The sequence below is a fragment of the Nocardia gipuzkoensis genome (genome assembly GCF_021183645.1).
Taxonomy (GTDB): Bacteria; Actinomycetota; Actinomycetes; order Mycobacteriales; family Mycobacteriaceae; genus Nocardia; species Nocardia abscessus.
Window position 1 is genome coordinate 2,471,359 of the sequence record NZ_CP089225.1, and the last position, 13,273, is coordinate 2,484,631.

Sequence of the window (13,273 nt, forward strand, 5' to 3'; positions counted from 1 at the left end):
GCCGATCACGCGTTCCGATCGCCGAGTTCCAGTCGCTGCAGGCGGGGATGATCCCTGCGTCCGTGCATCCACTGGGCGACCACGGCCAGAGCGGAAAGAAGCGAAATGCCGACGGCGAACATCGCAGACCGAGTCAGGCTGTAGGTCGCGTAGGAAACTGGGCGGAAGCCAGGCGCCGGATAGTCGTCGTGTCCCCTGGCCCATCGGATCAGCAATCCGACCTGAGTGCCCGGATCGCGGGCCGTCCCATACGACACCACTCGCGTCAGTTCGTCGCCTTTGCTGTTGAGGTAGAGCACAGTGGCGATGGTGAAGATCGCGACGAGAACCGTGGCGACGATCGCCAGATACGCGAACGCCTCGGTGCGGGCCACGCTGTCGACCGCCATGCTTCCAACAGCGATGACTATCGCGACGCTGGTGAGGATGCCCCAGGTGCCACTGGCCTTCGGGCTGGGCACTGATGCTTGCGCCCAGAGATCGACCCAGAAGGTGGTCACGTGAATGCGGCCGAAGGCGTTCGCGTGGATCACACCGTCCGTGCCTCCGGTGCCCGTGGTCAGCCACGGCTGGAACAGCAGTACCAATGTGATGATGCAGCCGACCGCGGCGGACAGGTGAACCCAGTTGCCGCCGAGCACGATGGCCAGCCGCCTCCGTCCGAGCGCCGCCCGCCGCCGCGCGTCGGCCCATCGACGTCGCGCCACCCCACCGGCCGAGTCGACCTGCTCGTCTCGAGCTGCTCTGTTCTGCCACGGAGTAGGGCGCACGATTTCAGCCTAAGCGCGCGGCTGTATGGAACTCGTCAACGAAAAACGCCGTGCACAGTAAGATTTCGTCAAAGTCCGGCGGCTAGGGTTCGTGGTCCGGGATTACACCCCTGGCGAGTCCCTCAGCCGCTGACCAGTTCCAGCGCCTGTGCGGCGCTCACGCTGCCCGCCGTGACGAGTTCGAGGTTGGCCAGCGCGGCTTCGTGCGCTTCCGGGGTGGCGGCGGCCACGCAGTCGACCACGGGATGCACCGTGAACCCGAGGTCGGTGCCGTGCCGGGCGGTCTGCTCGACGGTGAGGTTGGTCGCGACGCCCGTGACGAAGAGCGTCTCGATGCCCTGATCCGCCAGCCACTCCGGCAGTTTGCCGCCCGCGAGGCCGGAGAGCTTCTGATTGTCGAAGACTTCCGACGGCTGCGCCGACATCTCCGGAATGATCGCGGTGCCGGGCGAATCGGGCCGGAACTCGGTCTGCGCCGCGCCCACCGAGCGCATGAATCCGGTGTTGCGCACCAGCTCACCCTCGCCGACCGGGATGGTGAACCGGGTGAAGATCACCGGCAGCTGCGCGGCGAGCGCCGCGGCGTGGAAGTCCGCCGCCCGCGCCACCACGCCGCTCGCCGCCACGGGTGCGGCCAGCATGGGACCGAAAAAGCCCTCGGGCCGAATGACATTCACCTGCCAGTGCAGCGCCAGCACGGCGGCGCGGATGCGTCGGATCGCCATGCGACGACCTTACGCATCCGCGCCCGCGCGCATCGTCCGATTCACGTGAAACGAACGCACCCGACGTTCAGGACGAATAGTCCTTGCGCAATTGCACTTTCACTACCTTGCCGCTGGCGTTGCGGGGCAGCTCGGGCACCAAGACCAGGTCCTTGGGGTGCTTGTAGCGCGCCAGGTTCTCGTTGAGGAACGGTTCCAGCTCGGCGAGGGTCAGCTCGTCGTCGGGATTGTGCAGGGCGACCACCGCGACCGGCACCTCGCCCCACTTCTCGTGCGTGCGGCCCAGCACCGCCGCCTCCCGGATCTTCGGGTGCGCGAACAGGACGTTCTCCACTTCGGCGCAGTAGATGTTCTCGCCGCCGGAGATGATCATGTCCTTCTTGCGGTCGACCACGTAGACGAATCCCTCTTCGTCCTGGCGGACCAGGTCGCCGGAGTGGAACCAGCCGCCCGCGAACGCCTCGGCGGTGGCCTCCGGCTTGTTCCAGTAGCCCTGCATGAGCGTCGGCCCGCGGTAGACGATCTCGCCCACCTCGCCGGGGGCGACGTCGTTCATCTCGTCGTCGACGATGCGCGCCTGGATGGTCGGGATGGGCTTGCCGACCGAGCCGATCTTGCGGATCGCGTCCTTGCCCTCCAGCACACAGGTGATCGGCGACATCTCCGTCTGCCCGAACACCGCTACGTTGAACGCGTTCGGGAAGGACTCGGCCATCGCGCGCAACACCGTGTCCGAGGCCGGCGCGGCGCCCCAGCTGAGCACCTCCAGCGCGAGCTTGCGGTCCCGCACGGTCGGGTGGTCGCAGACCAGTTGCCACTGCGCGGGCACGCAGAAGGCGGAGGTGGCCTGCTCGCGCTCCAGCGCGTCGAGGAACTCGCCCGCGTCGAAGGCGCCCAGCGGGTGCAGCACCGTCTTCGAGCCGAGCAGGAAAGCCGGTGCGAGACTGCCGAGTCCGGCGATGTGGAACAGCGGCGAGGTGCACAACCCGATCGAGTCCGGTTGCATCGCCAGCGCGCGGATACAGGTGAGCGCCTGGGCGTTCATATTCGCGTAGGTGAGCACCGCGCCTTTCGGGCTGCCGGTGGTGCCCGAGGTGTACATGATGAGGCTGGGGGTGTCCTCGGGGATGTCCAGCGGGATGTGCGGGTCGCCCGGTTCGGCGAGCAGGTCGTCGAAGCCGATTACGCCATCGCCGGAGGCGCCGCCGATCACCACGCAGGTCTCCAGGGCGGGCGCCTGCGCCCGCACCGCGGTGGCCAGCGGCTGCAGCACGGTGTCGGTGACGACCGCCTTGGCTCCGCTGTCGCTGACGATGTAGGCGACCTCAGGCGGCGTGAGCCGGAAGTTGACCGGGACCGCGATCGCGCCGAGCGCGTTGATGCCGAATACTGCCTCGAGGTATTCCGGGTAGTTCAGCGCCAGGATCAGCACCCGGTCGCCGAACCCGACACCCCGGCGCGCCAATCCGTCGGCGAACTTCAGCGACCGCTCGTGCAACTGCCGCCAGGTGGTGTCCACGCCGCGGAATCGCACCGCGACCGCGTCCGGGCGCATCTGCGCGTGCACGGCGATCTGGTTGTTCCAGTGGTTGCGCCGCGACCTGATCGGCTCGTCGAGCGCTACTGCCCCGGTGGTCATTGCCACGAACTCCTCTCGGACCGCCATCGGCCCGCCGGGATGTCCGACGGCGGCGACGGGCTGAATCGCGTGCAGAATATCAACTAACTTAAATGCCCGGCAAGCGATTGCGGGATGAATCCCGGTTAATCAGGCCGACTCGGCACCTCCTTCGGGCGATCGGTCTTCTAGCAGTAAGTTTCCACTCGTCCGCGAAGGTTGCGAAGCGGAAACGGCACCGGGAAAGATCATCAAACATGCGAACCTCCGCTCACTTATGAGTTGAATACGAGGCGATCCTCATGTCACCATCGACCCCAACGGGCGAACCGGCACGCCCGCGCGAGTATTAGGAGAAGCGCATGCTGCGGACCAGGTTCACCGAGAAGTTCGGCGTCCAACACCCGATCGTGCAGGGCGGCATGATGTGGGTCGGGCGGGCCGAACTCGTCGCGGCCGTCGCCAACGCGGGCGGGCTCGGCTTCATCACGGCCCTGACCCAGCCGACCCCGGACGACCTGCGCCGCGAGATCGAGCGCACCAGGGAGCTGACCGACAAGCCGTTCGGCGTGAACGTCACCATCCTGCCGTCGATCAACCCGCCGCCGTACGCGGAATACGTGCAGGCGATCATCGACAGCGGCGTCAAGATCGTCGAGACGGCAGGCAGCAACCCGGAGCCGTTCCTGCCCTACTACAAGGACGCGGGCATCAAGGTGCTGCACAAGTGCACCAGCGTGCGGCACGCGCTGAAGGCCGAGCGGATCGGCGTGGACGGCGTGAGCATCGATGGCTTCGAGTGCGCGGGCCATCCCGGTGAGGACGACGTCCCCGGCCTCGTGCTCATCCCGGCCGCCGCCCGTGAGCTGAGCATCCCGATGATCGCCTCCGGCGGCATCGCCGACGCCCGCGGTCTGGTCGCCGCCCTGGCCCTCGGCGCGGACGGCGTCAATATGGGCACCCGGTTCCTGTGCACCCAGGAGTCCTCGATCGATCACAAGGTCAAGGAGAAGATCGTCGCGAATTCCGAGCGCGACACCCAGCTCATCTTCCGTACCATGCGCAACACGGCGCGGGTCGCGGACAACGAGATCAGCCGCAAGGTCGTCGAGATCGAGAAGGCCGGCGGCAGCTTCGACGACGTGCGGGATCTGGTCGCGGGAGCGCGCGGCCGCCGGGTGTTCGAGGAGGGCGACCTGGACGCGGGCATCTGGTCGGTCGGCCTGTGCCAGGGCTTGATCCACGACATCCCGACCTGCGCGGAGCTGATCGGCCGGATGGTCACCGAAGCCGAGCAGCTGATCACGGCCCGGCTGGCCGAAACCGTGGTGGTCGGCTGACCGGAGTCACTTGGCCGCGCGGGCGGTGACGGCCGCGTAGTCGTGGCTCGCGACGAGTTCGATGCCGTCGGGCAAGGCGTGCAGGCGGTGGATCGTGGTGAAGGCGGCGTCCCGGTCGGCGTCGAACAGCTTGCCCGGCATCGGCGCCTTCTCCCGCAGCAGATCGACCTGCAACTTGCTCCAGACGGCGTCGCCCGCGAACAGCACGCGGCTGCCGTCGTCCACCGCGAGCAGCACGCCGATACTGCCGGGTGTATGGCCCGCGAGATCGACCAGCAGCACCGAACCGTCGCCGAACAGGTCCTTGCTGCGCGGGAAGGTCAGTACCGGCGGTCCGTCCAGTTCGAAGCAGTCGAAGCCGCGGCCCCGCAGCGGGCCGCGCGCCACACCGGCCGGTGCGTGCGGACCGCCCATCGCCCAGTCGTATTCGACTCCGGGCAGACGGATCTGCACCGAAGCGGGCAACTCCAGCAGGCCCGAGACGTGATCCCAGTGCAGGTGCGTGGGTAGCACGAAATCGATGTCCGCGCCCGCGATGTCGTGCGCGGCGAGTGCGTCGGACAGGCCGAGCACCGGCTTGTCCGGCGCGACGAGCAGCGGGACCGGGAAAGGCAGTTCCGGCAATACGCGCTCGTGCACGCCCGCGCACAAGGCCGGATCGATCAGGAAACGCGCTTTCGGATGCTCGACCAGGAACGCCGCCATCGACAGCCGCATGTGCTTCAGGCTGCGCACGCCCTCGGCCACGATGGTGGTCGGCGCGGACATGGTGGCCTGTGTCAGCACGGTCAACCGGACCGCGGCGCTCGCGGTGGGCGGCGGCAACACTTCGAGGTTCGCCAGCAATGCGGTGTCGGGGCGGCGCGGCCGCAGCAACCGGCCCGGCGTGGCCGCCAGCGCGGCGCAGCAGCGCAGCAAGGTGGGCAGAGTGGGCGTGCGCTCGGCACGGGTTGCGGCACCGCTGTCCGGTTCGGTCACGATGCCACGGTATGTGATCTCCGCCGGTTCGCGAAAGAGCCGGACAGGCGGCGGAAACGCGACCTTGCTCCGGCCGATTTCTCCGGCATAATCGCGTGGGTACCGTTCTTCAGTGTGGGGTAACAGCAGCCGGGAGACGGGGAGGGAGGACGCGATGCGGCCCAGTCTTCCGGACGGGCACAGCGGTGCGCAGGAAACCGAAGGTTCGCTCGGCTATCGCCGGCGCACCGCGCTCACCTGTGCCGCCGTTCTGGCTGTCGCGGATCTACTAGGCGTCGACGCCGCCGCGGTGTCGACCAGCTCGCCCTTTACCGATCTCGGCCTCAGTTCCACTCAGCTTGCGAGGCTGACCGCCCAACTCGAGGATGCCATGGGAGTCGAGGTTCCGCTGACCGCGATCTACGACCATCCGGACATCGAACAGCTTGTCGAGTATCTCGCGATGCGATGAGCAGCGCGCCTACTGATTCCGTCGGCTCGCATCCACCCGTCTCCATCATCGGCATCGGCTGCCGACTGCCCGGAGCGGCGAGCGTCGCCGAGTTCTGGCAGCTGCTGGTCGAGGGCCGGGACGCGACGTCCACCCCGCCCGCCGGGCGGCTGGGCTCCCGGCGCGGCGGGTATATCGACGACGTCGAGTCCTTCGACAACGACTGGTTCACCATCTCCGATCGCGAGGCCGCGGTCATGGATCCGCAGCAGCGGCTCGCGCTGGAAGTCGCGGTCGAGGCGCTCGACGACGCCGGAATCGGTTATCGCGCGCGCGGTTGCGGCGCCGCGGTCGTGTTCGGCGCGTCGGGATACGACCACGGCATCGCGGTGCTCGGCCGCGCGGGCCACGACGCCCCCTACGCGGTCACCGGGTCCGCGCTCAGCATCATCGCCAACCGGTTGTCGTACGTGCTCGATCTGCACGGGCCGAGCCTGGTGCTCGACAGTGCCTGCTCGTCCTCGCTGGCCGCGGTGGACCTCGCGGTCCGGCTGCTCGCCGACGGCACGGTCCCGTTCGCCATCGTGGGCGGCGTCAATCTCGTATTGCTGGAGCACACCTCGGACTATTTGGCCGAGGGCGGTTTCCTCTCACCCGGCGGACGGTCGGCCCCGTTCGACGTCACCGCGGACGGCTACACCCGTGGCGACGGCTGCGCCGTAGTGATCTTGCAGCGCAGCGCGGACGCGGTGCGCGAGGGCAACCGGGTGTACGCGGAGATCGTCGGTACCGCCGTCGGGTCCGACGGGCGCTCGAACGGCTTGTACGCGCCGAACGGCCGCGCGCAGCAGGAGACGCTGCGCAACGCGTGGGCGCGGGCCGGATACATGCCGAGCAGCGCGCGCTACATCGAATGCCACGGCACCGGAACGCCGCTGGGCGACGCGGTGGAAGTCGGCGCGCTCGCCGCCGCCCTCGGCGACGGTGCGGACGATCCGGTCTGGATCGGCTCGGTGAAGTCCAACATCGGACATCTCGAGGCCGCGGCCGGAGTCACCGGGATGGTGAAGACGGCGCTGTCCATCCACCACGGGGTGATCGCTCCGACGATCAACGTCCACACCGAGCATCCGCTGCTGCACTTGGCCGAACGTGGGCTGCGCGTGCCGACCGAGCCGGTGGACTGGAGCCCCGTGCCCGCGCCGCGGCGAGTGGCGGGGGTCAGCTCGTTCGGGTTCGGCGGCACGATCGCGCACATCGTGCTGCGCGGCGTCACGCCGGCCCGATCCGAGCACGGCGAACACTTTCCGATGCTGCTGCCGCTCACCGCGCGCGACGACGAGGAGCTGCGCGAGCGCGCACTGCGGCTGGCCGACGCGGTAGACGAGGCGCGGCCGTCATCGCGTGCGCTGATTTCGGCGACAGGCCGGTTGCTGCCCGAACCGGCCCGTGCGGCGGTCCTCGCGCACGACCATGGCGACGCGGTGCACCGGCTGCGCGCCCTCGGCCGCGGCGATGCCGAGGCGGCGTTCGGTCCCGTGGCGCACCGCCGCCGCGGCGGTCTGTTGTTCCTGTTCTCCGGGCAGGGTGGCCAGCATCCGAAGATGGGCCGCGCGCTGGCGGCGCGGTATCCGGTGTTCGCCGCCGCGCTCGCCGAGACGACCGACGCGATCGTGGCGGCGGGCGGGCCGCGGGTCTGGACGCCGCGGCACGGCTTCACCTCCGCGGGCGACGCGCAGGCCACCGATCTGGTGCAGCCCGCGTTGTTCGCGTTCCAGGTGGCGCTGGTCAAACTGCTGGCGGCGTGGGGGATTCGTCCCGACGCGGTGGCCGGGCACAGCCTCGGCGAGATCGCCGCGGCCGCCGTGAGCGGCGCGTTGTCCCTCGCGGACGCGGCGCGGGTGGTGGTGCTGCGCAGCGCGACCCTGGCCCATCTGGACGGGCACGGCGCGATGGCGGTGCTGGAGGCGGCCCCGGACGAAGCGGCGAAACTCGTGGAGCCGATGCGCGCGGAGGTGGCCGTCGCCGCGGTGAACGGCCCGAGGTCGGTGGTCGTGTCGGGCACGCCACGCTATGTCGACACACTGGTGCGCCGAGCCACCCGGCGCAACATGTTCGCGCGCAGGCTCGCGGTGGCCTTCGCCGCGCACAGCCCGCAGGTGGTCACGGTGCTCCCGCCGTTCGTCGCGGCGTTGACCGAGATCACCCCGCTGGCGCCGCGCGTGCCGGTGTACTCGACGGTCCGGCGTGGCGCGAAGCTGACCACGGCGGCCATGGACCGCGAGTACTGGGCCCGCAACGCCGCGGACACGGTGGAATTGGCCGCGGCGATGGAGCGCGCGGCCGAAGACGGAATCGCGACGGTGGTCGAGATCGGCCCGCATCCGGTGTTGCTGTCGGCGGTGCGGGAGTATCCCGATTTCCGCGACGGCACGCATGCCGTGGCGCTGCGCGACGACGAGGCGAGCGGCTTCCTCACCGGCTTGGCACGGCTGTATCTGGAGGGTCGGCCGGTCGACTGGTCCGCATTGGGCCCGTTCGGCACGCCCACACCGCGAAAGTGGCGCAAGCGAAAGTTCCCGCTGCTGGTGGCCGGACCCGCGAGCGCGCACATCCCCGAATCCGCTTTCGAGGCCGAGGATCTCACCCAGCACGTAGTGCAGGGAGAGGGCACGGTTCCCGCCGTCTTCTGGCTGCGGCGGCTGTTGCAGCTGGCCCGGGACACCGCTGGTGCGGCAGCCCTGGCCGACTTCGCCGTGCACGAGAGGACCGATCCGGCCGTGCTGCCCGAGGTCGTCTATCGCGGCCCGGGAGCGGAGGAAAGCATGCGGGCGGAGGTCACGGGCACCGGGACGCTGGCTTCGGCCCGGCCCGCCGGTGACCCCACACCCGCGGATATCGTCGCATGGATGCGGGTGGTCGACGCAAATCGGGCGGCCCGGCACCACATGCGCGTCATCACCATCGGCGCCTTCTACCAGGAATTGCGCCGCAGGCGACTGGAGTACGGTCCGCGATTCCGTGCGCTGCGCGGCATCGCGGCGGGCACCGGACGGGCACTCGGCCTGTTCGACGCCGCCGAATTGCATCGCACCGCGACGCTGGACGGCTGCTTGCACGTGCTCGCGGCGGCGGTGTTCGACGAATTGCCCACGACATCGATTCCGTTGCCGATCGGCATGGACTCGGCCTGGCTTTCGCACGAACCGAATCGCCATGTGCTCGAGGTGCACGCGCTGATCCGGGAGCGCAGCGACACCGGACTGGTGGGCGATGTCATCGCGACCGATCAGCACGGTGTGCCCTGTCTGGCCTTCTCGGGTGTGCACATCCGTTACGCCGACCCCGGCGCCGAGGAGGGCCTCGGTGCGGTTCGCGCGACACGTGCCGAGCACGACGCGCACTTCCGTCAGGAGACATGGGCAGCGCGTGATCCCGAAACACTCGGGCTCGGCGATGCCTCCGTTGACCAGCCCCTGGTGCGGCGCGCGGTCGTGGTCGGCGCCTCCGACCTCGCGGTCCGGTTGGCCCGTGCACTGGACGCCGAGGTGCCGACCGAACGCGTCGCCCGCGAACCGGATGACGCGCGCCCACTCGTCGGCGCGGTACTGACCGGTCGCGGCGGCGGCCACGCCGTCGCGGTGGTCTGGCCCGCGGATTCCGCGGTGGGCGAAGGCAACAGCGGCGCCCCGGCGACCGGTCGCGTCCTGGAGCTGCTGCAACTGATCTCCGCGCACGAGGCCACCGCGTCCGTGACGGTCGTTCTGCCGCAGGACCAGGTGGCACACTCGCGGCCCGCCGAAGCAGGCCCGCCGGCCTCGGTCGAGGCCGCGGCGATCGCGGGGCTGGTGCGCTCGCTCCAGCTGGAGACCGGCCGGACGGTGCGGTTGATCTGGACCGATGCCGACCCCAGGAACGTACCGCTGCTGACCAGCCTGGTGACGGCCACCGACAGTGCGGTTCCGGACGAGCTGCGCCTGTGGGCGGGCGAGATCGCCGTCCGGCGTTTCACGCCGGCGCGTGCGCGAGCGCTGCCGGTCGCGGCGGTCGACGCGAACGGAACCTACGTCGTCACCGGCGGACTGGGCACCCTCGGTTCGGTCGCCGTGCGCTGGTTGCTCGACGCGGGCGCGCGAGACGTCGTGGTGCTGACCCGCGCGCCCCGCCCCGTGCCCGCGCTGCTGGACGGCCTGGAGGACCGCATCGTCGTGGTGCGCTGCGACGCGGCCGACCGGGACGACCTGGCCAACGCGCTCAGCGACATCCGCGCCTCCGACTCGGCGATCCGCGGCGTCGTGCACGCGGCGGGCGCGCTGGAGGACGCCGCGTTCGACGCGGTCACCGCGGGACAGCTGGCCAGGATGTTCCTGCCCAAACCCACCGCGGCGGCCAATCTGATCGAGCTCACCGCGACCGACGCCACCGACTTCGTCCTGCTGTTCTCCTCGGCCACCGGCGCGCTCGGAGCGCCGGGGCAGGCCGCCTATGCCGCCGCCAACGCGGCGATGGACGCCCTGGCACAGCGAGATCCGGGCAGACGCATTGTCAGCATCGGCTGGGGGCTCTGGGATTCCGGCCTCGCCGCGGCGGCCGGCGGGGCCGGCCATCTGCGGCGAGCGGGCATCGGGGCATTCGACCTGCGGCGTGGCAGCACCGTACTGGCCCGGGCTCTGCGCTATGACGGGCCGTACCTGCTCGCGCTGGAGCACACCCCGACCGCCGACACGTCGCCGGTCGCGTCGCGCTTGGCGAATCTGCTCGTACCGATGCTCGATCCCAGCCCTGCGCCCACCAGGAACACCGCGCCCGCGCCGCCGGAGCCTGCCGAACCGTTGACCACGATCATCCGCCGCGTGCTGGCGAGCACGCTCGATCTGCCCGCCGAGCACATCGACCCGGCGGCCGACTTCAACGACCTCGGGCTCAGCTCACTGCTGGCGATCGAGATGCGACGGAACCTGGAAGCCCGGCTGCGCGTCCGGATCGCCACCGCGGAGTTGTTCAAGCATCCGACCATCACCGCCCTCGGCGCCGCCCTGCTCGATCGGGTCGCCGGTAACACCGAAGAGACCTCGTGACCACCGCCGACCGCCCGGCAGGCGACGGTCTCGCGACTTCGGTGGCCGCATGGGCCGCTGCCCGGCCGGACGAGCCCGCCTTCACCGAACTGCGCTTCCGCGTGCGGGAACCCGTGCCCGTCACGCTGACCTACGCGGACCTGCACGCCGCGGCGGGCGCGCTGGCCGCGCGGCTGCGCCAGGAAAGCGCGCCCGGCGACCGGGTGGCCATCCTCTGCGAACACGGAGTCGACTACGCGGTGGCCTTTCTCGCCTGCCTGTACAGCAATCGGGTCGCCGTACCGCTGTTCCCGGCGGCGGGCGCGCGCAACCGCGACCGCCTGCATGCCGTCCTGGCCGACGCCCGGCCCACGCTCAGCCTGCTCTCGGCCCACGACGAGACCACCGCGCCGACCCTCGGGCACGCACTGGGCCGGACACTCGCCTTGCCTGCGGAACTGTCGGCGCCTGAATGGAACGCGGCGGGGCGGATCGCGCCGGCCACACAGTCCGTGCTGGCGGCCGCGGGCATCACCGATCCGGTCGCGCGGTACGCGGGAGCAGTGCCGCCGCGTTTCGTCACGCCGGGTACGGGTTCTCTCGCGCTGGACGCCGCGGTCATTGATCCGGTATCCGACGAGCTGGCCTATTTGCAGTACACGTCCGGGTCGACCAAGTCCCCCGCAGGCGTCCGGGTCACGCACGAGAACCTCGCGGCGGCGTTGACGCAGCTCGGGAACGCCGTATCGACCGCGGCCGATCGGCCCATCGTGACCTGGCTGCCTTTCTTCCACGACATGGGTTTGATCCTCGGCCTCTCGCTACCGCTGTTCCTCGGCGTGCACGGCATCACGCTGGCACCCGCGGAGTTCGTGAAGCGCCCGGTCCGCTGGTTGCGCGCGATCGCCGACTACCGCGCCGGTACCACGGGGTGCCCCAATTTCGGGTTGAAGCTCGCGGTTTCGGGCACCACCCCCGCCGAGCGGGCCGGGCTGGACCTGTCCGGACTGGACATCGTGCTCAACGGCTCCGAGCCGGTCCGCGCGGATGCGCTCACCGAATTCACCGAGACTTTCGGCCCGTACGGTTTCCGCCATCACGCGCACACTCCGGGCTTCGGCTTGGCCGAGGCCACCCTCACGGTCACCGTCTGCGACCCGAACGAGGCCCCGGTGTGGCACCGCTTCGACCGGGCGGCGCTGGCCGAAGGGCGCGCGGTCGCCCTACCTGAGGACGCGCCGGAATCCCGCAACGGTGTGGCGCTGGTCGGGTGCGGCGCACCTGTCGGACAGGAGCTGCGGATCGTCGATCCGGTGGACGGGGCCGCGCTGCCCGCGGGCCGCGTCGGCGAGATCTGGGTGGCCGGAAGCAATGTGTGCGACGGATATTTCGGCAGGCCGGATGCCACCGAGGAGATCTTCGGCGCCTCGGCGCCGGGCAGCGTCGTTCGCTGGCTGCGCACCGGCGACCTCGGGTTTCAGCACGAGGGGCAGCTCTACATCGCCGGACGCCGCAAGGACGTCATCGTGGTCGACGGACGCAATCACTATCCGGCTGACATCGAGGCCACGGTGCAGGCGTGCGCCGCGCAGGTCAGGCCGGGCCATGTGACGGCGTTCGGGCACGACGACGGGCGGCGCGAAGACCTCGTCGTGATCGCCGAACTCGTCACTACCGGCGGCAGCGACCCCACCGAACTCTTCGCCTTGGCCCGCCGCATCCGCACCGCGGTCGCATCCACACACGAGGTGATGCCCGGCGCCGTGCTGCTCGTGGAACCAGGACGCATCCCGAAGACCAGCAGCGGCAAACTTCGCCGCGGCGAGTGCCGAGCCCGTTACCTCGCGGGCCATCTGCGCCCGGTCGCCATGATCTGACACCACCGCATCAGGCGAATCGCGCCCGCCGGGTTCGTGCGACGCGAACGGACTCGATAACGGGCAAACTTGCTCAGGACTCGTCCCGGCCCATCAGGCGATCGGTCTCGCGGCGCTCACGTTTGGTGGGGCGTCCCGCACCGCGATCCCGGCGCGGCATGCTCGCCACGATTTCCCGAGGCGGCGGAGGGGGACTGCGATCGATCAGGCATTGCGCGGCGATCGGGGCGCCCACCCGCTTGGTGACGATGCGCTCCACAATGACGATGCGCTCGATGCCGCTCGACCGGATGCGTACCTCGTCACCGGGGCGCACAGGCTGCGCGGGCTTGGCCGGCGCGCCGTTCACTCGAACGTGCCCACCACGACATGCTTCCGCTGCAGCGGATCTTGTTTTGAACAGACGCACCGCCCAGGTCCACGAATCGACGCGGGCCTGGGTCGCGGTGTTCTGGATGCCGGATTCGGCGCGGGCCAC

General features: G+C 70.1%; 9 protein-coding genes. 4 read left to right on the top strand and 5 right to left on the bottom strand.

What is annotated here, in order from left to right:
• Nucleotides 1-5: 5 nt before the first annotated feature.
• From LTT66_RS11370 to fadD5, 3 genes are all read right to left on the bottom strand, one after another.
• Nucleotides 6-770, bottom strand: a complete 765-nt coding sequence (locus LTT66_RS11370; protein ID WP_233066614.1) for a hypothetical protein — start codon at nt 768-770, stop codon at nt 6-8.
• A gap of 122 nt (nt 771-892) precedes the next feature.
• A complete protein-coding gene (locus tag LTT66_RS11375) occupies nt 893-1,495 on the bottom strand; it encodes a cysteine hydrolase (protein WP_233066616.1) in 603 nt (200 codons plus the stop codon).
• A 67-nt stretch (nt 1,496-1,562) separates the two neighbouring features.
• Nucleotides 1,563-3,134, bottom strand: coding sequence for a fatty-acid--CoA ligase FadD5 (gene fadD5, locus LTT66_RS11380; RefSeq protein WP_233066619.1), 1,572 nt, complete (start codon nt 3,132-3,134; stop codon nt 1,563-1,565).
• A 341-nt stretch (nt 3,135-3,475) separates the two neighbouring features.
• Here fadD5 and LTT66_RS11385 point away from each other — a divergent pair, with 341 nt between their 5' ends.
• Complete coding sequence (locus tag LTT66_RS11385) at nt 3,476-4,453, top strand: NAD(P)H-dependent flavin oxidoreductase (protein WP_233066621.1); 978 nt, start codon at nt 3,476-3,478, stop codon at nt 4,451-4,453.
• Between the two features lie 6 nt (nt 4,454-4,459).
• Here the strand turns inward: LTT66_RS11385 and LTT66_RS11390 are convergent, their stop codons facing one another.
• Nucleotides 4,460-5,431 carry an MBL fold metallo-hydrolase gene (locus LTT66_RS11390; protein ID WP_233066625.1) on the bottom strand — a complete coding sequence of 324 codons (972 nt, stop codon included), beginning with the start codon at nt 5,429-5,431 and terminating at the stop codon, nt 4,460-4,462.
• A gap of 154 nt (nt 5,432-5,585) precedes the next feature.
• Here LTT66_RS11390 and LTT66_RS11395 point away from each other — a divergent pair, with 154 nt between their 5' ends.
• The 3 genes from LTT66_RS11395 to LTT66_RS11405 are packed head-to-tail and all read left to right on the top strand — an operon-like array spanning nt 5,586 to nt 12,795.
• The gene (locus LTT66_RS11395) at nt 5,586-5,882 is read left to right on the top strand and encodes an acyl carrier protein (RefSeq protein ID WP_181721411.1); all 297 of its coding nucleotides are present in this window, start codon (nt 5,586-5,588) and stop codon (nt 5,880-5,882) included.
• Nucleotides 5,879-10,939, top strand: coding sequence for a type I polyketide synthase (locus LTT66_RS11400; RefSeq protein ID WP_233066628.1), 5,061 nt, complete (start codon nt 5,879-5,881; stop codon nt 10,937-10,939). Before LTT66_RS11395 ends, LTT66_RS11400 begins: the two co-directional genes overlap by 4 nt.
• Nucleotides 10,936-12,795 (top strand): fatty acyl-AMP ligase, encoded by a 1,860-nt coding sequence (locus LTT66_RS11405; protein ID WP_233066631.1) that lies wholly within the window; start codon nt 10,936-10,938, stop codon nt 12,793-12,795. The genes LTT66_RS11400 and LTT66_RS11405 overlap by 4 nt, the downstream gene beginning before the upstream one ends.
• A 73-nt stretch (nt 12,796-12,868) precedes the next feature.
• Here the strand turns inward: LTT66_RS11405 and LTT66_RS11410 are convergent, their stop codons facing one another.
• Nucleotides 12,869-13,273, bottom strand: coding sequence for an RNA-binding S4 domain-containing protein (locus LTT66_RS11410; protein WP_233066633.1), 405 nt, complete (start codon nt 13,271-13,273; stop codon nt 12,869-12,871).